A 26,716-nucleotide genomic window follows, 5' to 3' on the forward strand; every position below is an offset into this window, starting at 1 on the left:
CTGCTCAGTTTTGACGGTCCTTTTTTTATAAAATCAATGATAAATTTAGATTTTAAATTCAATATCCATTTCGTTTTACAGGATATCTAGCACAGGCCGATGTGCACAAAAAAGGTGAACGATTATGCCAATTTACAATGCTCCTTTAGCTGATATGAAATTCATCTTAAATGATGTATTTAAAGCAGAACAATTTTGGCAGGCTAATGAGAAACTCGCTCATGTAGATGCTGCAACAGCTGAAGCAATTTTAGAAGAAATGGCTAAATTTGCTCAGAATGTGACTCATCCATTAAACCGTACTGGTGATGAAGAAGGCGCTCGCTACGAAAACGGCGAAGTCTTTACTCCTGCTGGCTTTAAAGATGCATTTCGTCAATATGCAGAAGGTGGTTGGATTGGCTTAGGTGCAGATGAAGAATGGGGCGGTCAAGGCATGCCAAAAATGCTTACCGTTCTTGCGGATGAAATGTTATTCGCGACAAACCCATCTTTCATGCTCTACCCACTTCTTTCAGTAGGTGCAGGTATGGCTTTAAGTAGCTACGCATCTCAAGAGCAAAAAGAAACGTATTTACCTAAGATTTATTCAGGTGAATGGTCAGGTACCATGTGTTTGACTGAACCACATGCCGGTACTGACTTAGGTATTATCAAAACTAAAGCCGAGCGCAATGAAGATGGTACTTATAACATTACAGGTACTAAAATCTTCATCACTGGCGGTGACAACGATTTAGCAGAAAACATCATTCACTTGGTACTTGCTAAAACTCCAGATGCTCCTGCTGGTTCACGTGGTATCTCGCTATTTATTGTACCGAAATACCTTGTAAACGAAGACGGTTCTTTAGGTGACCGTAACCATGTTGGTCCAGGTTCTATTGAACATAAGATGGGGATCAAAGCATCTGCAACTTGTGTGATGAACTTTGACGGTGCGAAAGGTTACCTCGTTGGTAAAGAAAACGAAGGCCTTGCTGCCATGTTCGTGATGATGAACTACGAACGTTTATCAATGGGTATTCAAGGTTTAGGTGCTTCTGAATTTGCTTATCAAAATGCTGCTCAATACGCGACTGACCGTTTACAAGGTCGTAGTGCAGCTGGTGTTCAGTCACCAAGCAAACCCGCTGATAGCATTTTAGTCCACGGCGATGTACGTCGTATGTTGTTAAATGTACGTGCAAACAACGAAGCTTCTCGTGCCTTTGCAGTTTATGTAGGCCAGCAGCTCGATATCACTAAATTCTCAACTGATGCAGAAGCCGTGAAAAAAGCCAATGACCGTGTTGCGCTTTTAACCCCAATTGCAAAAGCTTACCTCACAGATACAGCCTTCCAAGCGACATTAGATGCTCAAATGGTATTTGGTGGTCACGGTTATATTCGTGAATGGGGTATGGAGCAATGTATCCGTGATCTTCGTATTGCTCAAATCTACGAAGGAACTAACGGCGTTCAATCTCAAGATTTAATTGGTCGTAAAACCATTAAATGTGGCGGTGCATTCATTGCTGAATACATCACTGAAATTCGTGACTTTGCAAATGACCTAGACACTGATTTGAACTTCATTAAAGATGCAACTTTAGATGCTGCAACTGAAATCGAAGCAATCACTCAGTTTATTATTGAGCAAGCTGCAGAGAACGTAGAGTTCCCGAACTCTGCTGCTGTTGATTACTTACATGCAGTGGGTCTACTCAGCTTCTCTTATATGTTTGCAAAAATTGCTGCCGCTGCTAAAGATAAATCTGGTGATTTCTACCAAAACAAACTTGCATTGGCTCAATACTTTGTTGAACGTATCTTGCCAGATATTGATGCACGGATTGCTAAAATCAAAGCTGGTTCTGACTTAATTATGGGCTTTAGTGAAGATTACTTTACAAACCAAGCGTAATTAAATTTTTTATAAAAGCGCCTGAAAAATCAGGCGTTTTTTTATTTTGTATTTACTATTTCCATTGGCACAAAATTTGTTTAATTTCTAAACATTCTCATATTAAAAAAGATTTTACTATGCCTGATCCCAAAAAGTTTGAAAGAACCCTTGATCGGTTTGGACATTATGCTGTTGAGGCTTTTCATTATTTAGCCTTATTTATCATAGGCTGTATGATTGCTTGGTCTGCTGCTCATACCGTTTTTGAAATTCTGACCGTCAAAAAATATGCATCAATCGATGACATCTTATTGTTATTTATTTACCTAGAACTTGGGGCAATGGTTGGAATTTACTTTAAAACCAATCATATGCCTGTACGTTTTCTTATTTATGTCGCCATTACAGCCCTAACACGTTTACTGATTTCTGATATCCAACATGACCATAAAGCTGACCTTGATCAAGTCATTATTACTGGCTCAATTCTTATTTTAGCCTTATCTATTTTAGTTGTCCGTTTTGCTTCTTGGCACTACCCATCTGTTATGAAAGAAAAACATTCAAAAACGCCTACTTCTTTAAAAACACCCCAACCGCAAGATGACGAGTTGGCATAAAAAAATGGCCCTAAGCTGGCCATTTTTTATTTTACATTTAACGAACTCGATAAATGTGATGTTTCGAGTCAACCAATAAGTATTGGTTAGGAGTCTTCACCCAGTGGTATCCACGTGGTGGTGCATATAAGCGATGTGCACGCCAGTCTGAGACATAATAACGGCTATTACGGTATTCCACAGGAATACGATCACCGCGCTTAAAGGCTACATATCGGCCATAATGGTTGCCACGCTCAGAATGTGACCAAACAGGAGCTCTATGATCATTGCGGTGGTCATAACGATAATCATGACGCTGTTCATAGCGATTATGGTCTTTACCGTGATAGTTATCCCAACGATGATTTGAATCGGCCATCGCAGTTGCCGACATACCCAACATTAATGTTGAAAGTACGAGAACAATAGGCTTTTTCATGGAGTATTCCTTTTTATCTTGATCTGAAGCTAGATTAAGAGAGAGTCAAGGAGAAACCATGAATAAAATGGCTTTGATTGATATTGTTTGTAATGACTATAAAGAAAATATGAAGAATCTGTATCTGTGCTACCATTAGCATTTTTCAAGCTAGGTCAATTGCTGTGTCTGAAATCAGTTTTGAACGTCTTCATCAATTTTTCTGCAAAGTTCCAAGTGTACAAGAAGCCCGTATCATGGCTCATGGAGCAGATGGCGAACACGCTTGGTGGTTTAAGTTCAGTATTGATGTACAACACCCTCTCGCATGGCAAACCGTTCAAGAATTAGGTCATGTTTTAAATTACCTGTCGACGAATGAACGTTTACCTACTTTATTCTTTCCTGTGTCTCCACCACCTTACATGAATGGTGAAGCAAAAGATTTTTTATCATGGGTTATTCAGTGTAATCACCCTGAGTTTTCTCCAGATGTGGTTTGTGATTGGCTTGAAGCGCGTTTGCCGAATCCTGTAGATGATGAGTCGCAGTGGAAAATTAAGACGGATTTGAGTGAAATAGAGAAGTTAGATGATAAGGCTTTGGATCAGTTGATTCCGCCTACTGCTTAACTCGGACTTATGGCACAGCCCTTACTTACAATAATATTTGAATGTCTTTTATATAAGCTAATGCCTCACTTTTGAGAGGTCAAAAGTGACAAAAACCTTTGTTTCACTGATGTTGCTTCCATGCAACACAGTGAAACGGCGACATCCATGTCGCCAATCACCTTGCTACTTTTTGGAAAACTTCAAGATAGTAATTAAAAAGTCGATAAACCTGACCATTCCATAAAACGATAAATCCAATACTTCACTTTAGACTCATCGGCATACTTCGCATAGTCTACGCTCATCTGTCTACCTTGTAGGTTTGACCACGAAGTATTGAAGTAATTCTGAGCATCTTTAAAGACTTGATCTTGAACTTTGCCTACAACCAACATATCCGTTTCAAGGTTATAATTTTTTAAATTACGGGCTGTAAAATTGGCAGATCCTACAATTAACACAGCTTGTTGAGCATTATATTTCAAGATCATTTTGCTATGGTTCTGCTCACCATGGGTATCACACCAACGAATTGGAATGCCAGCAGCATGTAACTCTGAAGCTACCTGACGGTTTGGGATACCATTCTTTTGTCTACCAAACGCATCTTTATTTGGATCGAGTAAAACACGAACAATAACGCCACGTTCTTGGGCACTTTTTAGAGCTTGAATAATCTTACGTTCAGACAAATAGAACATACTTAAATCAAGATGTTCTTTAGGTTTAGCCGTATTAATTAATTTTAATACAGCTTCATAGATTGCCCCTTCAGTTAACACCTGAACTTGAGGCTTGCTAACGTCTTTTTCAAAATCGCCTAAAATAAGTGATGGTGAACTACTTCCTGACATTTGCGCAACAGCAGCTTCGGTTTGGAGTACATCAGCAGCTGTGGCTCCATTTACCACCAATGCCACATTAGAATGGCGCGAACTACCATCATGCGGATTTGCTGAAGTTACTAATGACTTCCACCCCACATCGGTATCAACGACAACAGTTTTACGATGGTTTGCTTTAAAGTTAAATAAGTTCAAATAACTACGTAGCGTAATTTTTTCATCGCCAAATGGGTTGGGTAACCAACCTTTCTCTGGATTATTGCCAATATTTTGGCAACAGATGTACCAAAACCCCGACCAGAATGGGTTAGAAGCACGTAAAGGTGCCAGATTCGTTTCGATGACATCAACACCAGCTTGGCGTAATTGACGGTAGTGTTCAGGGCTTAGTCCACCATATACCGAATTAATCGGGTCGGTAATCATAACAACCTGAATTTGACGGTTTTGTCTTTTTTTACTAATTAGTGCATCAGTGAGCTCTTGCATCAATGGTCTTTGCTTGAGTTTCGAGTCACCCACTTCTGAATTAAACAAGAACATATCCACCACAATCGTGGTTTTTGCTTCATCAATCATTTTCAAGATTTCATCAAAGATGTGCTGATCAACCTGTTGTTGCCCATTCGCATCAATATACGTTTTATCGGCTAAAAATTTAACATCGGCATGTCTGAGCTTTCCACTAAAGTTAATTCCTTGCGGCAATGGTTTCACTGTGTGATAAATTGCCGATGCAAGATATGCAATAGCAACAACGCAAAGTATGACCGCCATATAACGACGTCCTGACCAATTTAACTTTTGATGAATTCGCTGAAAAATACGCATAAAAAAGACCTAACTTGATAGTTTCAAATTAGGTCTTTTGGCTTGATTTTTCAAGTTTAGTTTCGTGTTGAAGCCTTAGAAACTAAAATCTACACCGACGGTAAAGTTACGTCCAACTTGCGGGATATTTGATAAGAACGACGCATGTTGATAAACCGTGTCATCTAACAAGTTATTCGCTTTTAAATAAACGCGATAATCTGTTTTTGCACCATATTGTCCAGAGTATGCTACCCCTAAATTGAGCATGTTGTAGCCTTCTGTTTCGGTTTCATAAGCCGCAATCTTATCTTGATTAAAGACATGATAGTACTCAGCAGAACCACTAAAACCGTCACCAAAATCTGCATCAACTTTAGTACCTAAACGCCCAGCCGGAATACGTGGAGCATTGCCCTCGGCATCAATCTTACCGCGCACGTAATCGCCAAAAGCACTGATCTTGTACATTGGCGTAATTTGATAACCAATTTCACCCTCTGCACCATAGAAACGAGCTTTATCTTGAGTGTATTGAACTAAACGGAAGTCTTTATAACGGTCAAGGGTTTGCGCATAGATGTAGTCATCAAACCAGTTATGGTAAACATGAAGATGATAATCGAGTTTGTCATTATCAAAATGCAAACCTAACTCAACATTATTTGATTTTTCCTTACTGAGTTGATCATTTCCTAACTCATAAGTATTCGTAGCAAAATGGGCACCATTTGCATATAACTCTTGTGCAAGAGGTAGACGCTCTTGGTGTGATGCTACAAATGAAAGCTTATAATTTGGCGCAAACTCCCAGTTGGCAGCACCTGCATAGGAAAAAGCAGAACCGTCAAAATCTTGTTTAGAGTTATCATCTACATCTATTTCTTGCTGATCTGCACGAGCAGAAAGTTCAAAATGAACATCTTTCCATTGTTTATGTTCTAAAGCAAAAACACTCCACTTTTTGGTAGTGGTTGGTGCCATAAATGCTTCTTCACCAGTTAAATTTAGTTTTTGTTGGCCTAACTGGGTACCAATTACCCCTTCCCAATCAGCAATAGGGTTATGGACTAACTCAATACGCCCATCATAACCTTTGTTTTGGAATCGAGTCGCGATTGTCCCTTCTTCAATTTCATCATGCTGATAGTCAGTATAGCTCGCTTGGGCACGTAACTTTTGGAAGCCTGCAAATGGATCATTTAACTCGGTTTTAAAATCATAACGCTCAGATTTTAAGTCAATCCATGGGCCGCCATGTTCGTGCTCATGTTCTTCATGGGCATGAGCCTCTTCACCCTCTTCATGATCATGCTCATGAGCATCACAATGTAAATGTGGTCTACCTGTTAAATGAGCACTACAGGTTTCATATTCATGGCTATGCCCCGGTAAACCATACTGGTCTCGACGGTTACTATACGAAATACCCGTATAACCGCGATCATAAATCCAAGACAACCCCACATTCACTGAATCACCTTGTGCAAAGGTATTGTCTACACGGCGCTCTTTTTCACCTTCATGAATATAGTTTGGTGCAATATAGTTATTCGCATCACGTGTTAACCCCTCAACACGTAATGCAACTTGGCTTCCCAACCCTACAGTTACACCAGCACTCGCCAGCTTTTCATCACTTCCAGTGTTGTAACGTAAGCCAACTTGTCCTTCATAACCATTTTCAGGCATTTGTGTAGGGATCTTGTTATCAATAACGTTGACTAAACCACCAACAGTTCCCGCACCAAACAATAAAGTAGAGGGTCCACGAATCACTTCAACTTGTTTTGCGAGAACTGGATCTACTGTTACAGCATGATCAGGAGACAAAGTTGAGACATCCACATTTTCAGATGAATTTTGAAGAACTTTAACACGTGGTCCATCTTGTCCACGGATGACTGGGCGACTCGAACCAGCCCCAAATTGATTCGCATAAATCCCCACCTCACTATTGAGCGCATCCCCAATAGTGGCGGCCCCTTCCGTCAAATGCTTTTGGTCAACTACAGTATCTGCGACTGCAAAATCTTTTGAAGTTTGCTCAAGGGGGTGCGCCTTGATGCGGATAGTTTCTAACTTCTCAACATTTTCATTTTCTGCTGCAAATACAGGTATAGATATGGCAGCCAAAATGGATAAGGTCAAAATATTTTTATAGAACAACATGAGGTGAGTCTCTAATCGTACGCCTTTTGTTTTGTTATATTATAACATTTCAGTTGTTTTGCAATAAAAAACATTCGCTAATGACATGTTTCGATAGACTCAACTTTTTGATGATGTGAGAAGCTTTCTTTTCTAATGCCTTTTACAATCTCCCATGCAGTTATCGCCCTTCCACTTGCTAAATTGAGCCGAAATACGTTACCCATTGCCGCCTTAGCAATTGGCAGTATGACGCCCGATCTTTACCGCTTATTTACAATGCAATCAGGTATGCTGACTCATCAATGGAAGGGGCTTTTCTACCCTAATCTTGCACTAGGGTTATTATTCTCTGCCATTTGGTATTTACTTTACCGACCTGTGGTTTACCGTTTTTTTGGTATCCAACACGATTTAAAACTAGATTCTTTTAGACATTTTTTTAGCTTTTTTATTGGAATCATAATTGCTCTACTCATTGGTATAGCAACACATCTCATTTGGGATGGGCTTACCCACTCAGACTTTAGAACTTTTATATTTCAAGACTTTTTATCGCAAACTGTTCACTTGTTTGGCCGCCCTTATCCATTACATCGCCTTCTTCAACTCGGTTCTTCTGCTCTGGCATTACCTTTTTTAGGCTGGATGAGTATTCATTACTATCAGCGCCATAAACAGCATTGGAAAGTAAATTATAAAATTAAAATTTTTGCTTGGTGTTTATTTGCTTTATCTACACTTTTAGGCTTATTTTCATTTTGGGACTATGCCCGTTATATTCCCCATGAGGTTTGGCATTCTGATACCTATTATTTTACTGGCCGCTCTATTAATGAGTTTATGCAAGGATGGTTAAGTACGTTTAGTTTAGGATGTCTATTATTCTTATTTTTAGATCGACAACAAAGAATGGGCTAAATAGCTAAACTTGCTGCCAAATTGCTCATTTTTAGCTAAATTATAGCTGTTTTTTGATCTAGTTCTTGTGGCATGCCATTCAACAGGGCATAATCGAAAACTTATTTTTTTGACGGTGCGCGGTTTACGCATCCGTCTTTTCAGCCAATATAGTTTGGATAATCTTCATCATGATGCGAACTCATTACTGTGGCTCTTTAACTGAAGCCCAAATCGACCAGACCGTTACATTATGCGGTTGGGTACATCGTCGCCGTGACCATGGCGGTGTTATTTTCCTTGATATGCGTGACCGTGATGGTCTCGTTCAAGTGGTTATTGACCCAGATACTCCAGAAGCATTTGCAACTGCAGATAAAGCACGTTCTGAATATGTATTAAAAATTACAGGTCGTGTTCGTCGCCGTTATGAAGGTACTGAAAACCCAAATATGGTGAGTGGTCAAATCGAAGTTTTAGGCAAAGAAATCGAAGTTCTTGCTGCATCTGAAACTCCACCATTCCCATTAAATGATGACACTATTAACGTGTCAGAAGAACACCGTTTAAAATATCGTTTCTTGGACATCCGTCGTCCAGAAATGTTAGAGCGTTTACGCTTCCGTTCTAAAGTAACTAACTTGATTCGTAACTATTTAGACGATCATGGTTTCTTAGACGTTGAAACTCCGATTTTAACTCGTGCAACCCCTGAAGGTGCGCGTGACTATTTAGTACCAAGCCGTGTACAAAATGGTAGCTTCTATGCACTTCCACAATCACCACAATTGTTCAAACAATTGTTGATGGTTGGTGGTATTGATCGCTACTACCAAATCGCGAAATGTTTCCGTGATGAAGACTTACGTGCTGACCGTCAGCCTGAATTTACTCAAATCGACATTGAAACATCGTTCTTAAACGACGATGACATTATGGATTTGATGGAAGGCATGACTGTTAAATTATTTAACGACTTGCTTGGCGTAAAATTTGAAAAATTCCGCCGTATGCCATATAGCGAAGCAATGCGTGATTATGCATCTGACAAACCAGACTTGCGTATTCCGTTAAAACTCGTTGATGTTGCAGACTTAATGCAAGAAGTTGAGTTCAAAGTATTTGCAGGTCCAGCTAAAGACCCTAAAGGCCGTATTGCAGCACTTCGTGTACCGGGCGCAGGTTCATTAACACGTAGTCAGATTGACGAATACACTAAATTTGTCGGTATCTACGGTGCGAAAGGCTTAGCGTACATTAAAGTCAATGAAATCGAAAAAGGAATTGAAGGTCTTCAATCTCCTATCGTTAAATTCATCGAACCAATCGTAATGCAATTGCTTGAACGTGTTGGCGCTGAAAATGGTGATATCGTATTCTTTGGTGCGGACAAAGCTAAAATTGTAAATGATGCAATGGGTGCGCTTCGTGTCAAAATCGGTCATGACTTGAACCTTGCGACTTGTGAGTGGGCTCCACTTTGGGTTGTTGACTTCCCAATGTTTGAAGAAACTGACGATGGCAAATGGACTTCTGTTCACCATCCATTCACATTACCTAAATCTAGTGTAGAAGACGTGAAGAGCAATCCAGGCGAAGCACTTTCTGTTGCTTACGACATGGTATTGAACGGTACTGAAGTTGGTGGTGGTTCACTTCGTATTTACACATTAGAAATGCAAAAAGCGATTTTTGAAGCGCTTGGTATTTCCGATGAAGAAGCAGAAGAAAAATTCAGCTTCTTACTCAATGCGCTTCGTTACGGTGCACCTCCTCACGGTGGTTTGGCATTTGGTCTTGACCGTTTAGTAATGCTTATGACTGGCGCGACTTCAATTCGTGATGTTATTGCGTTCCCTAAAACGAAAACTGCTGAATGTCCACTTACTCAAGCACCGGCTCCTGTTGAAGCAAACCAGCTTCGTGACTTGGGCATCCGCTTACGTGAACAACAAAAGAAAGAAGCTTAATTGCTCTTTAATAAAACACCCTGCAATTGCAGGGTGTTTTATTAGACAATATCAAACAAACATTCGGTTTTTATATGCTATACTTTGCGAAAAGGCACGTCAGTGGCATAATAAGCTGCTTTCAATTAAGAGGTCAGCTTTATGGCTATGCGCCCAGATGTACGTCGACATGCTTTAGTCGTGATTGTATTCTCCCTCGCACAATGGTTTTTCATGCGCTACATCCTTGCGAATGAATTATTTAACCTCACAACGAACCAACGTATTCTTTATTTCTGTGTAAGTAGTTTAGTCGGTGCATTACTTATCTTTGTTGCCCTAATTTATATGGTGCTCAAAGGTAATGCGGATAATCAGTAAAACCTCGATTCTTGTTCATCTTCTTATTATGGAACAGTAAAATTGCGCCATTCATCTTTAAAAATCTTGCATATTGCAAATTTCAAAACTGACAATAATGGCTTAATGTTTTACAACACCGATGCCAAAATTCAACATGGTTTAATTGAGCTTGGACACTATGTGCATGCTTTTGACTATAAATACATGGTCAGAAAAAGTAACATTTTCAATACTACATCCCTTTCTCATAAAAAAACACATCAACAACTGATTGAACTTTGTCAAAATGTTGACTTTGACCTGATTTTAATTGGGCATATCCATTTACCAAAAGAATTACTCAAGCAACTTAAAGCGATTAACCAAGCCAGAGTTGCCATGTGGTTTGTTGATCCAATCAATGAACCTCACCGCCTTGACCATTTCAAAGAAATGCACAGTGAAGTCGATCATGTCTTTGTTACAACGGCAGGCCAGCATTTACAGAATCTATCTGAAGTTTGTGATCATCCTGTGTTTGCATTTACGCCAAACCTGAGTTTACATTCGATTGAATACGCGCGTGAAGACTGGCTCAAATTTGACTATGACTGTATTTTCTGCGGTTCAAATAGCAAATATCCTGAACGTGAGCAATTTATTAACCATTTAACGGAGCAGCTTCCTGAGTTCAGATTTAAGCTCGGTGCATGTTTAGGACAACCATCTTTATTTGGGCATGAATATCAAGTGGCTGTCCGCAACAGTTTAATGGGCATTAACTACTCAAAATATAATGATATTTATATGTACAGTAGTGACCGTCTCGCTCAGCTTACAGGAATGGGGTGTCTAGTCTTTACCGCCCAAACACCAGGTCTGGCAGAATTATTTCCTGAAGATAGCGTCGTACATTTTCAAGATACGTCTGATTTACTTGAGAAATTAAAATACTATCAACAACATCCTGAAAAGGCTGTTGAAATTGCACAGCGTGGTTATGCACTTGCACATTCAATTTTTGAAGCCAAGTATATTCTGCAACAATGGTTAAATTTGATTGATCAGCAGCCATTAAATTCTCCTTGGCAAAAAGAAATTTATCAGCAAGGTAACAGAATGATCAACTGATTCTCAAAGTCATTGGATCTGCTATAAATAATGGCAGATTTAAAAATTTTCAAACCAGATTAAGATATAGAGTAATGAATGTCTCATGAACAAATTTAATGATTTTGTCAGCAAAACATATACATTATCAAATGCGCAGGATAACTTTGTTCCAAACATAAATATTGCATTTGCAATTGATAAAAATTATTTAAAGCCTTGTGGAATCACACTTTATTCAATTACAAAAAACAACCCTGATATTAATATTGATTTTCATATTTTCACAACTTTTTTTGACCCTAAAGGGTATCAAGATATATTAGAAAAAAATAATAATATTAGAATTCATGTTTATATATTAAACACTCAATTTTATGACAATTTGCAAGTTAATGGTCATTTTACAACTGCTATCTATTATCGTCTATCAATTGCAAGTATTTTAAAAGATAAACTAGAAATTTTTTGGTATCTTGATGCTGATATTTTATGTGTTGACAGTATAAAAGGCATGCTTTCCATAAATATAAATAATTATGTTTTAGCTGCGGTACAAGATAAATGTATGAAACCTGATTACATCAAAAGTATTGGTTTAAACTCTAACAACAAATACTTCAACTCAGGTGTTTTATTTATCAATGTCAAAGCATGGAATGATTTTCAGGTTTTTGAAAAATTTAACCAACTTATTTCTAAACGTGACTATAAATTTCCTGACCAAGATGTGCTGAATATCTTGTTAGAAAATAAAGTAAACTTTATTGATGAAAAATTTAACTTTTTTACTCAAGAAAAAATACACCCTGTACTGATACATTTTGTCAGTTCTCCAAAGCCTTGGAGTGTCGCTGCCTCACATAGTGCAAAATATTTAGAATACTACTACCAGTCACCATGGAAAGATCAACCTTTAGATGCACCAAAAAACTCTAAAGAGGCAAAAAAATATGCCAAAATTCTTTGGAGGCAAAGTAAATATTTAGATAGTATTAAATGGTACTTGATTTATCTTAATAAAAAAATGAAGAAATAAAAACCACTTGCCTTTTTAGTAAAATACTCTAAAAAGGCAAATATAATTTTTTAAATAAAAATGATAACTTATTTTGCTTATATTAAAATTTTCCTAAATATTTTCTGATTTTTTGAATAACATTCAATTTAGAAGTTTCATCATATCTTAAAAATAAAGTACGCCATTGATTTTTTCCTAAACGATGTTCTTGGATCAAATTTCTGCTCTTTAAAAGAGCCATCAAATATATACCTTGATCATCATCAACAATATTTTCATTTAGAAGCTCTAACTGACAAGAATAAATTATTTTTTGCAATTCTAACCACTTTTCTTTAGAAGCTATTGCAACACCGCCTATAATAAAAACCTCATTTTCAAATATTGCTTTTAATACTCTCTCTTTAGTTAATTTCGGTATTTTTTTCAGCGTAAAAAAATGTACTTTTTCCTCATCAAAGTCATACTTCCATTCTTGAACACCATTCAATGTCTGTATATCTCTACAATAACCAAAGTCAATCCAAGCAACCAAATTATTTGTTATCAAATTAGATTCAATTGCCCTTTTAACAAAATAAGATTTCAAATTAGTCAACAAAGTATAATCTGGAGACCAATATTCAGGATTAATAATTTGCTTCGGAGATACCCTGCTTTTAAATTCATTACTATTTTGAATTTCCTCAATTCTATTTCTATATTTTAAAAAATCTTCAGGATAATTAACCACAACAACATGAGTTGGTTTATTTTCTCTAATTTCTAAAATTTTCTCTTTGAACTTTTCAGAAGTAAAAATAATCATTTCATTGTTTAATAAAGCTAAATACTTAAAATAATTTATATAACTATCTGGAGTTCTAAATAAATAGTCAGGAAACCCTTTTTCTACTGTCCAATTCTCTCTCCCAATATCAAAAAAAGCTGTAACAACTGTTATTTTTTTATTCATATCAACACCATAGAAGCATATAAAATTCAGAGAATTTCTATATTATATACTAAAAAATTTAAATGATGTATATTGTTAAAATTTCATAATTTGGGAAATTAATATGATAAATAAAAATTTAGCAGCGGAAGGTTTGCGTGGTATAGCATGTATAATAGTAGTTCTATCACACCTTTCATTAACTTTCTTCCCTCAACTTCACAACTATTTTTCACAAGAAAACTTTCCTTCAAGTGATTTTTTAGCATCAATGCATAATTCACCTTTTTTATTCTTTATTTCTGGCACTGGTGCTGTTTATATTTTCTTTATATTAAGTGGATATGTTTTAACAGCTGCAAACTTAAATGCAAAAAATCCAAAAATCAAACTAAAAACATCAATAATAAAGCGCTATCCTCGGCTTGCTATACCTGCATTATGTTCATGTATTATTTCTTATTTAATTTTTCATATTTCTATTGATTTATCTAAAACTACAAATTGGTTTAGCCAACTTATACCGCAAAATATTAGTTTTTTAAATAGCATCTACTCAAGTTTAATTACTCCATTTATATTTGCAGAGTCTAAATACAATACGGTGCTTTGGACGATGAAAAATGAATTAATAGGCTCTTTAATTATATTTTATCTAATTTATTTAAAAAACATTCAAAAAATTAAACATTTTTATTTTTTTAGTTTCCTATTTTTAATAATTTCTCTTAGCATTTCAAAAATTTTTCTTTTAGGAATATTAAGTTTCATTCTTGGGATGGCTATATATCACATGCAAAATATTAACAAATATTTATCTTTATTCTTGCTAATTCTTGGTTTATATTTTATAGGCTTCCATAAAACAAGCGCAAGTTATCAAATTATTTATGAAGCCTCAAACCATAGTAAAAAAAGTTATGATTACACTATATTTACTGGAAGTTTATTTATAACATACGCCATTTTAAAATCTCATTATTTATCTCAAATACTTAGCCAAAAAGTCTTAATAAATTTAGGAAAGCTATCATTTTCAATATATTTAAATCATCTTGTTATTTTATACATTATCGGTATACCAGTATTTAATTTTTTTATAAAAAATCTCGGAGAATCTTTCTTCTTTTCAGCAATAATCTCCAGTTTAATCACAATTTTTACATCTATTGTTTTCTCTATCTTATTTTACAAGCTAGTTGACAAATACTCCATTAATATCTCAAATAAATTAGCAAATTACATTAAAAAATAATCAATATAAAAATGAATGAAAATTTCATATTTTCATTCATTTAAAATTTTATAAAACCTTTATGAATTTTACTTCATATAAAATTCATAAACCTCATTCACAAATGCATTATGCTTTTTCGCAATCTGCTCAAAACAGTATTTTTCTAATGCCTCTTTTTTGCCTTGCTGAGCGAACTTTAAAGCTTCATCTGGATGTTGAATCAAGTATTCAATACCATTAGCAAGACTTTGTGCATCATCAGCTTTGGCACACCAAGCATTAATTCCATGCTTTGCTGTTTGACGAATCCCGATGTCATCCGTAGTGATCAGGGTTTTACCCCATGCAAAGGCATCTAAAATACCAATCCCCTGAATCTCAGTAATTGATGGCAGCGCCACGATATCAGCATTCTGCAATAATGCAATTTTATCTTCGCCTCCAATCCACCCTGGGAATTCAACCTTATCAGCCAAACCCAATCTTTGTGCTTGTGCCTTACACTGTTCTAACATTTCACCTTGTCCTGCCAAAACTGCATGAAATGGCAAGCCTTTATTATTAAGAATTGCTAAAGCATCAATCAGCACATGAACACCTTTATTGGGTACCATACGCGTTAACATCACAATGTTTGGTGGCTGTTTAATTAAACATGGCTCAGCAGTAACCTTTGGTAGATATGTTAAATTTGAAATCACTTGCTGTGGTTTTGTAGCGCGCTCTTCAGGCGTTTGGCGCTTTTGCACCAACTCTTGTACATACGGCGTAATATGAATAAATGCATCTGCACGTAAGGTACGTTTGACGTTATGGCTGTGGTTGACTGCAATCACTGGAATTTTTTTCGACATTCCCAGCATAGCATTTTTAAATAACCACACAGCCTTACCACTATGGGCAATAATCACATCTGGTTTTTGCTGCTCGATGAACTTACGAATTTTTAATGCCGCAGTGACACTATAAAAACCTTTATTCGGAATCACTGTGATTGGCCATTCACCACTTTTGAGATGCTGATTTTCAGTACCACGCAGCAAAACCACTTCATGTCCAAAACTTTTTAAGGTATTTGCAATATCAAGCATTGCCTGCCAACGACCACCCGTTGCATCACCATAAACGGCATTTATGATTTTTAGTTTTTTCAAGGGAATAACCTTTCTTTTAGCAGTTTTGCCAATTGTTCACTCGGTTCATATTTTAATGATTTCATCTTATCTTCGCTATCTTTAATCTGACTTAACTGAGCTATAGGCGAAATATGGATAAGATGATCCGCTTCCAAGCGTTTCAATACATTTCCGAATTGTTCATCGGGTTGCCAATGCTCAGGCAAATAAGCAACTACAGGACGCATGGCAGAAACACTTTCCATGAGCATAGACATAGAATCTGCACTACAAAATACGCGTGTCGAAACTGCCAAAAACTGATGCAAAACTGCACGTGGCTGTTCTGCCCACCACACTACATCTACAATACATTCAAAATTTAAGTACTGCTGCAGAATTTTTTCAGCCTGTTTCCCTGTACGGCGTGAAGTGCTGAGCAACCATTTAATCCGATGCTGACGTGCCAGCAGGTTCATCTGTTTTGCCAGTTGAATCCAATCCTGCTCCTGATACTGTGCTCCCGCGCCATCTCCACCGATCAGCATGGTCCATACTTGCTGCTCGACATGTGGATGCTCGGAGTGCCATTGCTTGCCATGCTGTTGCAAGGTTGCCTGACTTAAAGGCATCGGCGACACAGGCAAGCTAATAAATGGTTTTGGCAAATCTGGTTCGAGCACCAATATTGCATCAAACAATTCAGCTTTCAGTTGACGCAATGAACCACAGAAAATATTTTTTGCACCAAGTGCTTTAGATAACCACACAATCGCATAGGCACTATTTCCACCTGCACCAACCACAATATCTGGGCGTGCATTTGGCAAAACATCTCCCTGATAAAACTGATGAATTTTTTCTGCTTTAGGGATTTTACAATTTAATAGCCAAGTCAAAGGACGACGATAAAACTTATGTTTGAGTGTCAGTTCAATCCAGTGCACGTCTAGCTCAAAATCACGCTCAAGTGCAAACAACACCCCTTTAGACTGATTAAAATGCCCTGGCACACCATCGCTGACCACCCATACTATTTTTTTACTTTTCGGTTGGTTATGCATGACTCAGTTCCTGATAAACCTGTAGGGTATTGTGTAGCACAGCTTCTAGCGTTAGCTGTTGCTGGGCAGATTGATAAATCGGTTCTGAACGCTCAGTGAGCTGCTCAAAATGCTGCACATGCTGTTGAATTAAATCATGTAAAGCAGTGACATCATTTGCAGGGCAAATCAGCTCAGCAGGTAAGACTTCTGCCACCATGCCCACATCAGTTGAAATGACAGGACAATGTACCAACAAGGCTTCTGCCAAGGTATAAGGCCCACCTTCATTACGTGATGAAATCACCAGAAAGTCTGCTTGTTGCATCAACATCGTAATATCATTGCGATGCCCAAGCAATTCAATACGATCTGTTAAAGCATACTGCTGAATTTTTTCTTGTAGTAAATCGCGATCTGGCCCATCTCCCACAATCCAGAGCTTGGCATCAATGCCTTGCCATGCTTGAACCAGTAAATCAAAACCTTTGGCAGGCACGAGACGTGCAACCGCAATCGCTTGTAAAGGTTGATGTGGCTGTTTTTGTGCTGCCTGATGTACAGGTGGCTGAATCCCATTTAAGACTACACGCACACGGTCTTGCTGACTAAACTGATTGGCGACCCGTCGACTCACTGCAATAATTCGATCATATTTTTCAAATGCCTGAACATTACGTTTTAGGTTATGGAGTGTCGCCACACTGGGAATTTTCAACCATTTCAGCATGGGGGCAATCATGGATACGGCTTTGTTGGCTTGCACATGCAGGACATCAGCATGCGTGGCTTTAATGGTCTGATACAACTGCCACAGCAAAATCGGGTTTTTACGGCTCTTGCTTAAATCCAAAGCTTTAAATTCAACACCACTGACTCGCTCAGCATACTTTTCATGCGCGATGAGTGTCACCTTTTGCCCCGCCTGTGCCAAACCATTTGCCAGTTCAACCACATGTTTTTCCAAACCGCCTTCTTCGTCACCCGCCATGACCATACAAATATGCATTGTTATTCTCTCTTATAACCCGCGCTGACCCAGTTTCAAGCGACATTTCACTGCAAATAGCGAATCTTTACCACTGATCTTGATGCGCTGTAACTGCATAAAGTCAGGCTGTGCAATATCAATACCCTCTTTGGTGGTCACGGCATTACGATAACCTGCCTGTTTGGCCAGTTCAACGTCACGCTGACTATAAATTCCAAAAGGATAGGCAAAACTGGTCACAAGTTGGTCAATCATCTGCTCAAGCTGTTGTTTCGATTGCCCCAACTCCTGCAAACACTCTTCATCTGTCAACTTGTCCAAATTGGCATGAGTCATGGTATGTGAGCCTATTTCAACTAAACCACTCTTTGCCAAAAATCGGACTTGTCCATCACTCAGTTTTGGCTCACGTGCCAATTCGCCACTATTATGATGGGCTTTTTTATAAGTCGACCAATCACGATCATGACGATCAACCACAACATATATGGTTGCCTTGGCCTGATATTTTTCTAAAATAGGATAAGCATTTTGTAAGTTGTCTAAATAACCATCATCAAAGGTAATGGCAACTGTTTTGGCTGGGTGCTTTCCCCAGTTCTCTTGCAATTCGTGCATCGTTACAAAATGGAAGCCTTGCGCTTTCATCCAGGCAACTTGCTTTTCAAACTCAGCGGGCTTGACCCGAAGCTTATTAAATTTGGCACCATTAATATGATCTCGTACCATGTGATACATCAATACACGTGGTCGATTCCAATCCACTGCTGGCTTCCACCACGCATACTTATAGCTAAATAACACAATAAGCAAGATCAGTAAAATCAGGATATAAAACACAATGCCAAACTCATTATTTCGCTAAAAGATATGTTGCCACACGGTCTGCTTCTTTAAAAGCATAAGGTTGTGGTAACTGTACAACACAAGTCTGCTGTGAAATTAATTTTGATTCTAACATTTGATCAACTGAGTGCGTAATCCGGTCGTCTTTCAAACGGTCCATTGCCATCACCCCGACTCGACAACCCGCGGTAAGCGCCTCAAAAATCATAGAGACACTGTCTTCTGTTACCCAGACAGCTTCTGCTTTTTGCATTTCTTCGAAAATCCAGCCTTGAGGTGTTTGCTCAACTGGAAATATGTGTAAATGCTGGGCAAAACTTTGTTGCCTTAAAATATCGACAAACTCTGCTGGGGTTCGACGTGAAGTGGTCAGAATAATTTCAGCGTCTGGATTATTCTCAACAATTTTTTGAACACTGGTTAATACTTTATTTTGGTTCCATTGATGTCGTTTAGATGAACCACCTAAAGCGATTAAAACTCTCGCGGTTTGATGACGATTTTCATTACGGATAGGATTTAATGCACCACGCGTGACAATCACATGGTTATCGGCGTGAATACCATCATGCTCCGGAATAACAGCATAATCAAAGCAACCAATAGGTAAACTCGGCTTCATTAAAATAATCGTTTTAGCCTTTTTAAAAATTCTACCGAGCAACCAAACACGAAAATGTGTGTGGCTTCCCACCCCAAATATAAAATCAGGCGCTTGTTTAAACAAAGATTTTTTTGAAGAGAAAAGTGCCTGAATTAAGGAAATAATAGGTAACTCAGAAATTAGGACCTCTTCAAAAGTTATTTCTGGCTGTTGTCTTTGCATTGACTGAAACAAGCCTAATGCTTGTGAGCGGTGCCCTGCCTTACCATCAGACACATAGACAATATGCATAGAAGCTCCCTAAGCCAAAAAATAAAAAGGCGAAACTTATGTTCGCCTTTTTATGTTAACGGATTAACTTATTTTACGTAAGTTAACCAGTGTTCATATTTCGGATTTCTACCTTGAACCGCATCAAAGTAAGTTTTTTGGATTTCAGTGGTAATTGGGCCACGAGTACCCGAACCGATTGGACGGTCATCGTATTCACGAATTGGTGTTACTTCAGCAGCAGTACCTGTGAAGAATGCTTCGTCTGCGATATAGAATTCGTCACGTGTAATACGGCGCTCAACAACTTGATAACCAAGATCTCTAGCGATTGTCATCACAGTTTGACGTGTAATACCGTCAAGTGCACCGCCAGCGATATCTGGAGTGTGTAAAACGCCATCTTTAATCAAGAATACGTTTTCACCTGAACCTTGGCATACATAACCTTGTGGGTCCATGAGCATTGCTTCATCGTAACCTGAGTGTGCAACTTCTTGGTGAGCAAGAATTGACAACGTGTAGTTACCAGATGCTTTTGCTTTACACATGGTCACGTTTGGATGATGATGAGTAAATGATGAAGTTTTAACGCGAATACCATTCGCCATCGCTTCATCACCAAGATATGCACCCCACGCCCACGCAGCAACAGCAGCATGAATCGTGTTATTTGTTGCTGCAATACCTAGTTTCTCTGAACCGATCCAGATTAATGGACGTAAATAGCAAGAAGCTAATTTATTTTCACGAACAACATCGATTTGTGCTTGTTCAAGCGTTGCTTGATCATACGGCACTTTCATTTGATAAATTTTTGCTGAATTTAACAAACGTTTTGTGTGGTCTTGAAGACGGAAAATGGCTGTACCTTTAGGCGTTTCATAAGCACGAACACCCTCAAATACGCCCATACTGTAGTGTAAAGTATGGGTTAAAACGTGAATCTTTGCATCACGCCAATCAATTAATTTTCCATCTTGCCAAATAAAACCATCACGATCAGCCAAATTCATGGAACACTCCAAATTGTTATAAAATCATTCACTATCCAACTCAACCGAGGCGGTTGGGTCTATTAATCTTTGCCATAAATTGCAAACGACCGCACGGGTACTACGCCAGTCCGCTGCGCTGACTTGCATGGATTGATTTGCAAGGGCTAAACGGTGGCTTTCGGCACGTTCACTAAGATAGGCTCGAATTAATGCTGTGGCATCTTCACTGGATAAGCAGTCTGCTTTAGCAGCATCTTCTAATATTCTTACATTATCAGAATAATGGGCGAGATCGGGTTTCGTCCCGCTCCATGCAAGTACAGCATACTGTGCCATAAATTCAATATCGACGATACCACCTGCGTCCTGTTTTAAATGAAAAATACCATGTTTTTTTTGTTCAGAAGACGAACCTAGGTGGTCTTTCATTTTCTGACGCATTTTCAACACTTCCTCACGAACATAAGCCTCATCTCTAGATTGAGTCAATATCTCGCGTCGAAATATTTCAAATTTCTGGCAAAGCACCTCATCACCTGCAATAGAGCGGGCACGTACTAATGCCTGATGCTCCCAAAGCCATGCACTTTTCAACTGATAGTGTTCATAGGCTTTCAGACTCGTTACCAATAAACCTGCCTCTCCTGAAGGTCTTAAGCGTGTATCAATCTCATAGACACGGCCGTCTAGCGTTTGCGTAGTCATCAAAGACATAAACTTTTGAGCAATACGCATAGCAAACTCAAAGCCACTAATTGACTTGGTTCCATCCGTATCAGCTTGTTCATCTAGATAGTGAATAAAGACAAGGTCTAAGTCAGAACCATAGCCCAGCTCAATCCCCCCCACTTTGCCATAACCAATGACAGCAAAAGCTTTGTAGTCTAGAGAGCAACGTTTTCCATCAACATCTTTAGGGTAACCATGACGCTTCGCCACGGTCTGATAAGCTAAATGGAGAGTTGCGTTTACACTGACTTCAGCAATATCAGTCAATGCATCAGATACTTTCATTAATGGGCTTTCAGCTAACACATCACTTGCAGCAACAGTTAACACATTGCTCTTTTTAAACAGGCGAAGTGCTCGCATTTGGTCTTCGACCTGATCAGTCTCAATACGAAGTAACTGCTGACGTAATGAGTCTTCTAAGTCCTTACGCTTTGGCAACTCGAAATCCATCGATAAGAACTCATCCAGCAGTACCGGATACTGTGTCAGTTCTTCACAAATCCACGGACTCACCGTCGCCATTTTCACTAAGCGTTGTAATGCCCCCTTACTTTCAATCAGCATCACCAAATACACTGTTCGACGCATGACTGATTCAATCAGTGGCATTAAACGCAACAGTGCAGTTTGTGGTTGTTCAGACTGTAAGATCGCTTCAATTAAATGAGGCCAAAACGTTTTTAAACGCTGCACAGCATTTGAAGGAAGTTTTTTAAGTGCATGACCATGCCAAAACTCATGAATCAGATTTTTCGCATTGTCATCCAGCACTTCATCTAATTGCTGCTCTAACTGCCCAAAATTTTCAGTTGCGGCATTAGAGCTGGTATCTTCAATCAATTGCTTAAATTGAACTTTTACTTTTTGACGTTTTTCATTAAGAACATCGAGAAACTCATTCCAGCTAGCAAAACCTAAGGTATCTATAATGCGTTGTCTTAAGTCCAATTCTTCTGGTAATAATTGGGTTTGCTGATCATTTAGAGCTTGAATCGCGTGTTCAACACGGCGTAAGAATAGGTAAGCATCTTCAAGTTCTAATACAGCTTGTTTTTCTAATAAGCCAGCTTCACCAATGTGCTCAAGACTAACTAAACATTGACGGTCTTGTAACTCACGTTTAGACCCGCCATAAATAAGTTGAAATACCTGAACAATAAACTCAATTTCGCGAATACCACCCGCCCCAAGTTTAATATCATCCTCAATATGACGACGTAACACTTCACGCTCAATCATCGCTTTCATGTCACGCATAGCAGCAAAAGCGGTGTAATCGACATAACGGCGGAATACAAAAGGACGTGTCATTTCTAACAAATCCTGCCCTTCTTTACCTCCAGTCACTACACGCGCTTTAATCCATGCATAACGCTCCCACTCACGGCCATGTTGACTTAAATATTTTTCTAAAGCGGCATGACTAATCGCTAATGCCGAACCATCCCCCCAAGGGCGCAAGCGCATGTCGACTCGAAACACAAAACCATCGGCAGTAATGTGTTCAAGCAAATAAATGAGTTTTTGTCCCCACAAAATACAGAACTGCTGTACATCAATACATTTGCGACCATTGGTTTCACCTTGCTCATCAAAGGCAAAAATTAAGTCGATATCACTCGACAAGTTAAGCTCTTGAGCACCAAGCTTACCCATGGCAACAACAATCAAATCTTGAACTTTGCCAGAGTAACTCACAGGTTCACCGTGCTTCGCCACAAGTGCGACACGTGCAAAATCCTTTGCTGCACAAATACTGGCATCGGCAAAATCAGAAAGTTCACGAGTGAGTGTGACAACATCGGTCAGTTGGTTGGCATCCTGCCAAATCCAGCGGAACATTAAACGGCTACGTAAAATGCGCATTCCGCGCATCCAAAGCGTTTCATCACCAACCCCATCTAGCGTGGTCTGTACAACTTGGTAAATCTGTTCGGTCGAGAGCGGTGCAGTAAATTGATCTATTTGATAATCTTGTTCTAAAACAGCTTGATGCAAACCTAAAACTTGTTCTGCGTACTGGCTGGCACGCAATGTTTTTTGTAACTGCTCCGCATTCATATAAAAAGCTCTTTTCCTCGTACTCTGTTTTTAGTTATAGCAGTTCGAGTAGTGTTAGGAAAAGGTATTAGACTAATTTTGCTTCTGATGAAGAATGATGTTCGGTATGCACCTCATGACTTTCTTGAGCTGAAGGTAATAGAACCTTAAATGTCGTTCCTACCCCTTCTTTGGAGCTAACAGTAATTTGTCCCTGATTAATCTCAACAAAACGCTTGCAAAGACTCAAACCTAAGCCAGCACCTTTTTCCCCTGCAGTGCCTTTAAAACTAGCGGTAATTCGTGGATGGAATAAATTTGCCATTTGTTGCTCGGTCATACCCAGACCGGTGTCTCGAACAGTAATTTCTACATTTGCATCCGCTTGCCTGGCTTCAATAAAGACTTTGCCCGATCCATCAACGTCGGTAAATTTCAGCGCATTTGACACCAAGTTTTGAATCACGGAAGTCATCATATTGATATCGGCGTAGATGTTTAAATCATCTGGAACACCATTAACCAGTTCAATATTTTTCTTTAAAGCTAAAGTGTGTAGTACATCGCAAACGATATTGCTGACTTGTCTAAGCTTAAAGTTAATTGGGTGATAAACAAAACGCCCACCCTCTGCCATCGCCCATGTCAGTAAGCTTTCAAGTAAGTTATAGGTCGATTGTGAGGTGTCGTATAAATAATCTGCAATATTTTGAATACTAGATTCATCTAAAGTTTCACGCTCTTTGGCAAGTACTTCAGAAAATCCAAGCAATCCATGAAACGGTGCCCGTAAGTCATGTGAGATAATCGAGAAAAATTTTGTCTTACTCGAATTAATCGCTACCTGTTGTTCATAGAGCTCGTTTAACTCTTCATAGTTAAACTTCAACTCGACTTGTTGCATAAAAGTAGAACAGTAATCGAGCAGTAATTGAATATCGTCATCTTCAAATGTTGCCGCATCGTCATCAAAAAAGACAGCAAAGCCCACCGAGGTTTTATCAGGGTGTAAAAGATGCACGGCCAGTGCCCTGCTGCACTCAATATTTAATTCTTTTAAATAGTTGATTAAATTTTGATATGAAGGATGTAAGTGATTAATGATCTGTTGTTTGGCGAAGCACTGTTTTAAATGCTTCGATGGCTTAAACGAAATGGCTGTCATGCCTTCAGGGCAACGGTGCCAAAAGTAGGGTTCCTGATTAAAAGTCAATAAGGCTTTTTTACAACTCAAAAGACGAAGACTAAACCGGAAAAATTGCTCGATGTAGTTCTGCTCGGCATTTAATCCAAGCAACAGAGATATCCTACAAGCACTTAACTGCTCAACCTGATTTAGTTCTAAACGTTGGAATGTCATTGCCCGCCTCACAGATTATGTCGTTTTTGGTCGGAACCGCTCTCAAGAAATGTACTTATAATCATTATGATCTACTACAAACTTTAACACAGTACATTAAAAGAGCAACGTTCTTTTCAAAATAGAAATGTGAAGTTTCAATTAAAGGTTTTCAGATACATAAAGTGGGTATGATTGAGGAAAATACAACAAATGTTTGAAGGTAAAGAGTTGTAAGATGTTAGAAATGCGAGTTCAGAATACTCGTAAAAGATGGTCAAAAAATATTATTTTGAATAAGAGCTTAGATTCTTACTCAGTTTCGCTTTTATCAAAGATGTTTGGTATTTAAACAAGAACTTCTTGAGCTAAAAAAATGAAAGATTTTTATAAGCTCTAAATTTATAGCTAGAAATTCGAGTCCGACCCTCTGGATCAAATAATCACTTCATAATTTCTTAAGCTCTATACACTTTTTTATACCCAACAAAAAACCCCTAAGCCGTTAACTTAGGGGTTTTCGTAGAATCTTACGATTCTGAATATGGTCCCGAGGGTCGGACTCGAACCGACACGTCATCTCTGACAGCGGATTTTGAGTCCGCCGCGTCTACCAATTTCACCACCTCGGGAGAGGAAGTATGTTTGTGTTGCGTATATTAGCGCGTTTGTAAAACTTGTCAAACCCTAAGTGAATATTATCGTTCACTTTTAGATCATTTAAACATTTTTCATGATTTAGGTCAGAAGCACAGCCATAAAAAAGCGAAAAAGTTTATACTAGGCCCAATTTTTGCGGTGTTTTTTCTCAAATATGCAACTGTCTGACTTTTCCTTTGAATTACCTGATGAACTCATTGCCCGTTACCCTCTCGAATCACGTAGTGCTTCGCGGTTGTTGCACCTAGATTCAAAGGGTCAATATCATGATCACATGTTCACAGACATTATCGATCTGTTCGAAGAAGGTGATTTGTTGGTGCTTAATGACACCAAGGTCATGAAAGCTCGACTTAAAGGAAAACGCTCTACAGGCGGTGCTATTGAGATTTTGGTTGAGCGTATGCTGAACCACACCACAGCGTATTGTCATATCAAATCGAGTAACTCACCTAAAGCAGGTGCCGAGCTTTTTGTCGGTGCAGATAATATTCCAGTGATTGTGCGTGGACGTCACGAAAATTTATTTGTGGTTGAGTTTTCACAGCCCATCTTGCCTGTACTTGAGCAATATGGTCAGTTGCCTATTCCGCCTTACTTTAACCGTGAAGCAGAAGAAATTGATACTGAACGCTATCAAACGGTTTTCCATAATCCCGAAAAAATTGCCAGTGTTGCCGCTCCTACTGCAAGCTTGCACTTTGACGAAGAGTTACTAGCAAAGTTAGAGCAAAAAAATGTTCAAAAATCTTTTGTGACTTTACATGTCGGTGCTGGCACCTTTATGCCTGTTCGTACTGATGACATTACCAATCATGTCATGCACAGTGAATGGTGTGATGTTCCTCAAGAAACTATTGATTTAATTTTGGCGACTAAAGCACGCGGCAATAAAGTGATTGCCATTGGTACAACTGCGACACGTGCTTTAGAAAGTGCAGCTCAAGCTCATGGCGGTAAAATTGCAGCTTGGACGGGCGACACACAAATCTTTATCTATCCAGGTTATGAGTTCTGCATCGTAGACCGTTTAATTACCAACTTCCATTTACCAGAGTCTACCCTGCTCATGTTGGTATCAGCGCTATCAAATCGAGACAACATTTTAGCTGCCTACGAACATGCAGTTAAAAGCCGCTATCGTTTCTTTAGCTATGGCGATGCAATGCTGATTGATAAGTTAGAAGTTTAAAAATTAAAGCTGGGTTAAATTTTATAAGCTCATTTAAAGTTTAATCCAGCTGACCCAACTACAAT

At 38.6% G+C, this 26,716-nt stretch carries 22 protein-coding genes and 1 tRNA gene; 10 read left to right on the forward strand and 13 right to left on the reverse strand.

Translation table 11 applies throughout. The features are described 5' to 3' along the window. Positions 1-124: 124 nt before the first annotated feature. Together B806_RS0104130 and B806_RS0104135 are read left to right on the forward strand one after the other, a co-directional pair. The gene (locus tag B806_RS0104130; protein ID WP_001123422.1) at positions 125-1,906 is read left to right on the forward strand and encodes an acyl-CoA dehydrogenase C-terminal domain-containing protein; all 1,782 of its coding nucleotides are present in this window, start codon (positions 125-127) and stop codon (positions 1,904-1,906) included. A gap of 119 nt (positions 1,907-2,025) precedes the next feature. After that, entirely contained in the window at positions 2,026-2,508 is a 483-nt protein-coding gene (locus tag B806_RS0104135) for a phosphate-starvation-inducible PsiE family protein (protein ID WP_001113293.1), read from the forward strand. A gap of 37 nt (positions 2,509-2,545) precedes the next feature. Here B806_RS0104135 and B806_RS0104140 read toward each other — a convergent pair whose 3' ends face one another. Further along, positions 2,546-2,929, reverse strand: coding sequence for an RcnB family protein (locus B806_RS0104140; protein WP_000743009.1), 384 nt, complete (start codon positions 2,927-2,929; stop codon positions 2,546-2,548). 164 nt (positions 2,930-3,093) lie between these two features. On the opposite strand from B806_RS0104140, the gene B806_RS0104145 reads away from it, so the two are divergent. Further along, entirely contained in the window at positions 3,094-3,540 is a 447-nt protein-coding gene (locus tag B806_RS0104145) for a hypothetical protein (RefSeq protein ID WP_001290065.1), read from the forward strand. A 194-nt stretch (positions 3,541-3,734) separates the two neighbouring features. Here the strand turns inward: B806_RS0104145 and B806_RS0104150 are convergent, their stop codons facing one another. Beyond that, a complete protein-coding gene (locus B806_RS0104150) occupies positions 3,735-5,198 on the reverse strand; it encodes a phospholipase D family protein (RefSeq protein WP_002059994.1) in 1,464 nt (487 codons plus the stop codon). A gap of 75 nt (positions 5,199-5,273) precedes the next feature. Continuing rightward, positions 5,274-7,349, reverse strand: a complete 2,076-nt coding sequence (gene znuD, locus B806_RS0104155; RefSeq protein WP_000899879.1) for a zinc piracy TonB-dependent receptor ZnuD — start codon at positions 7,347-7,349, stop codon at positions 5,274-5,276. 135 nt (positions 7,350-7,484) lie between these two features. Between znuD and B806_RS0104160 the strand changes: the two genes are divergently transcribed. From B806_RS0104160 to B806_RS0104180, 5 genes are all read left to right on the forward strand, one after another. Further along, positions 7,485-8,249, forward strand: coding sequence for a DUF4184 family protein (locus B806_RS0104160; protein ID WP_002059997.1), 765 nt, complete (start codon positions 7,485-7,487; stop codon positions 8,247-8,249). Between the two features lie 170 nt (positions 8,250-8,419). Further along, positions 8,420-10,198 carry an aspartate--tRNA ligase gene (aspS, locus tag B806_RS0104165; protein ID WP_000986451.1) on the forward strand — a complete coding sequence of 593 codons (1,779 nt, stop codon included), beginning with the start codon at positions 8,420-8,422 and terminating at the stop codon, positions 10,196-10,198. A 141-nt stretch (positions 10,199-10,339) separates the two neighbouring features. Further along, a complete protein-coding gene (locus tag B806_RS0104170) occupies positions 10,340-10,558 on the forward strand; it encodes a hypothetical protein (protein ID WP_001251493.1) in 219 nt (72 codons plus the stop codon). 42 nt (positions 10,559-10,600) lie between these two features. Beyond that, a complete protein-coding gene (locus B806_RS0104175) occupies positions 10,601-11,650 on the forward strand; it encodes a glycosyltransferase (protein WP_002059998.1) in 1,050 nt (349 codons plus the stop codon). Positions 11,651-11,735: 85 nt separating this feature from the next. Beyond that, a complete protein-coding gene (locus B806_RS0104180; protein WP_017402651.1) occupies positions 11,736-12,668 on the forward strand; it encodes a glycosyltransferase in 933 nt (310 codons plus the stop codon). Between the two features lie 82 nt (positions 12,669-12,750). On the opposite strand, the gene B806_RS0104185 is transcribed toward B806_RS0104180, so the two are convergent. After that, positions 12,751-13,605: a WlaTC/HtrL family glycosyltransferase gene (locus tag B806_RS0104185; protein ID WP_001035148.1), complete on the reverse strand. Its 855-nt coding sequence runs from the start codon at positions 13,603-13,605 to the stop codon at positions 12,751-12,753. A gap of 103 nt (positions 13,606-13,708) precedes the next feature. On the opposite strand from B806_RS0104185, the gene B806_RS0104190 reads away from it, so the two are divergent. Next, positions 13,709-14,839, forward strand: coding sequence for an acyltransferase (locus tag B806_RS0104190; RefSeq protein WP_002059996.1), 1,131 nt, complete (start codon positions 13,709-13,711; stop codon positions 14,837-14,839). A 68-nt stretch (positions 14,840-14,907) separates the two neighbouring features. Here the strand turns inward: B806_RS0104190 and B806_RS0104195 are convergent, their stop codons facing one another. The 9 genes from B806_RS0104195 to B806_RS0104235 all read right to left on the reverse strand — a co-directional run bounded on the left by B806_RS0104195 (position 14,908) and on the right by B806_RS0104235 (position 25,431). Continuing rightward, positions 14,908-15,975 carry a glycosyltransferase family 4 protein gene (locus B806_RS0104195; RefSeq protein WP_000734175.1) on the reverse strand — a complete coding sequence of 356 codons (1,068 nt, stop codon included), beginning with the start codon at positions 15,973-15,975 and terminating at the stop codon, positions 14,908-14,910. Beyond that, positions 15,972-17,000 (reverse strand): ELM1/GtrOC1 family putative glycosyltransferase, encoded by a 1,029-nt coding sequence (locus B806_RS0104200; protein WP_002060002.1) that lies wholly within the window; start codon positions 16,998-17,000, stop codon positions 15,972-15,974. The genes B806_RS0104195 and B806_RS0104200 overlap by 4 nt, the downstream gene beginning before the upstream one ends. After that, complete coding sequence (locus tag B806_RS0104205; RefSeq protein WP_000546718.1) at positions 16,993-17,988, reverse strand: glycosyltransferase; 996 nt, start codon at positions 17,986-17,988, stop codon at positions 16,993-16,995. The genes B806_RS0104200 and B806_RS0104205 overlap by 8 nt, the downstream gene beginning before the upstream one ends. 12 nt (positions 17,989-18,000) lie before the next feature. Continuing rightward, positions 18,001-18,810 carry a polysaccharide deacetylase family protein gene (locus B806_RS0104210; RefSeq protein WP_000499402.1) on the reverse strand — a complete coding sequence of 270 codons (810 nt, stop codon included), beginning with the start codon at positions 18,808-18,810 and terminating at the stop codon, positions 18,001-18,003. 13 nt (positions 18,811-18,823) lie between these two features. Continuing rightward, positions 18,824-19,711 carry an ELM1/GtrOC1 family putative glycosyltransferase gene (locus B806_RS0104215; RefSeq protein ID WP_017402652.1) on the reverse strand — a complete coding sequence of 296 codons (888 nt, stop codon included), beginning with the start codon at positions 19,709-19,711 and terminating at the stop codon, positions 18,824-18,826. A gap of 68 nt (positions 19,712-19,779) precedes the next feature. After that, positions 19,780-20,706 (reverse strand): branched-chain amino acid transaminase, encoded by a 927-nt coding sequence (locus B806_RS0104220; RefSeq protein ID WP_017385645.1) that lies wholly within the window; start codon positions 20,704-20,706, stop codon positions 19,780-19,782. A gap of 24 nt (positions 20,707-20,730) precedes the next feature. Then, positions 20,731-23,481, reverse strand: a complete 2,751-nt coding sequence (gene glnE, locus B806_RS0104225; protein WP_017402653.1) for a bifunctional [glutamate--ammonia ligase]-adenylyl-L-tyrosine phosphorylase/[glutamate--ammonia-ligase] adenylyltransferase — start codon at positions 23,479-23,481, stop codon at positions 20,731-20,733. Between the two features lie 67 nt (positions 23,482-23,548). Beyond that, complete coding sequence (locus tag B806_RS0104230) at positions 23,549-24,820, reverse strand: HAMP domain-containing sensor histidine kinase (protein ID WP_017402654.1); 1,272 nt, start codon at positions 24,818-24,820, stop codon at positions 23,549-23,551. Between the two features lie 524 nt (positions 24,821-25,344). Continuing rightward, a tRNA-Leu gene (locus B806_RS0104235) sits at positions 25,345-25,431 on the reverse strand. Between the two features lie 182 nt (positions 25,432-25,613). Between B806_RS0104235 and queA the strand changes: the two genes are divergently transcribed. Beyond that, positions 25,614-26,651 (forward strand): tRNA preQ1(34) S-adenosylmethionine ribosyltransferase-isomerase QueA, encoded by a 1,038-nt coding sequence (gene queA / locus B806_RS0104240; RefSeq protein WP_002116179.1) that lies wholly within the window; start codon positions 25,614-25,616, stop codon positions 26,649-26,651. Positions 26,652-26,716 lie beyond the last annotated feature (65 nt).

The organism is Acinetobacter sp. TG2027 (assembly GCF_000302435.1).
In the GTDB taxonomy this organism is placed as follows: Bacteria; Pseudomonadota; Gammaproteobacteria; order Pseudomonadales; family Moraxellaceae; genus Acinetobacter; species Acinetobacter pittii.

Coding starts and splice junctions, on each gene's coding strand:
- B806_RS0104220 (WP_017385645.1), bottom strand. CDS start 20,706: ATGAATTTGGCTGATCGTGATGGTTTTATTTGGCAAGATGGAAAATTA.
- glnE (WP_017402653.1), bottom strand. CDS start 23,481: ATGAATGCGGAGCAGTTACAAAAAACATTGCGTGCCAGCCAGTACGCA.
- B806_RS0104205 (WP_000546718.1), bottom strand. CDS start 17,988: ATGCATATTTGTATGGTCATGGCGGGTGACGAAGAAGGCGGTTTGGAA.
- queA (WP_002116179.1), top strand. CDS start 25,614: ATGCAACTGTCTGACTTTTCCTTTGAATTACCTGATGAACTCATTGCC.
- B806_RS0104200 (WP_002060002.1), bottom strand. CDS start 17,000: ATGCATAACCAACCGAAAAGTAAAAAAATAGTATGGGTGGTCAGCGAT.
- B806_RS0104135 (WP_001113293.1), top strand. CDS start 2,026: ATGCCTGATCCCAAAAAGTTTGAAAGAACCCTTGATCGGTTTGGACAT.
- B806_RS0104170 (WP_001251493.1), top strand. CDS start 10,340: ATGGCTATGCGCCCAGATGTACGTCGACATGCTTTAGTCGTGATTGTA.
- B806_RS0104180 (WP_017402651.1), top strand. CDS start 11,736: ATGAACAAATTTAATGATTTTGTCAGCAAAACATATACATTATCAAAT.
- B806_RS0104150 (WP_002059994.1), bottom strand. CDS start 5,198: ATGCGTATTTTTCAGCGAATTCATCAAAAGTTAAATTGGTCAGGACGT.
- B806_RS0104130 (WP_001123422.1), top strand. CDS start 125: ATGCCAATTTACAATGCTCCTTTAGCTGATATGAAATTCATCTTAAAT.
- B806_RS0104160 (WP_002059997.1), top strand. CDS start 7,485: ATGCCTTTTACAATCTCCCATGCAGTTATCGCCCTTCCACTTGCTAAA.
- B806_RS0104185 (WP_001035148.1), bottom strand. CDS start 13,605: ATGAATAAAAAAATAACAGTTGTTACAGCTTTTTTTGATATTGGGAGA.
- znuD (WP_000899879.1), bottom strand. CDS start 7,349: ATGTTGTTCTATAAAAATATTTTGACCTTATCCATTTTGGCTGCCATA.
- B806_RS0104230 (WP_017402654.1), bottom strand. CDS start 24,820: ATGACATTCCAACGTTTAGAACTAAATCAGGTTGAGCAGTTAAGTGCT.
- B806_RS0104140 (WP_000743009.1), bottom strand. CDS start 2,929: ATGAAAAAGCCTATTGTTCTCGTACTTTCAACATTAATGTTGGGTATG.
- aspS (WP_000986451.1), top strand. CDS start 8,420: ATGATGCGAACTCATTACTGTGGCTCTTTAACTGAAGCCCAAATCGAC.
- B806_RS0104190 (WP_002059996.1), top strand. CDS start 13,709: ATGATAAATAAAAATTTAGCAGCGGAAGGTTTGCGTGGTATAGCATGT.
- B806_RS0104215 (WP_017402652.1), bottom strand. CDS start 19,711: ATGCATATTGTCTATGTGTCTGATGGTAAGGCAGGGCACCGCTCACAA.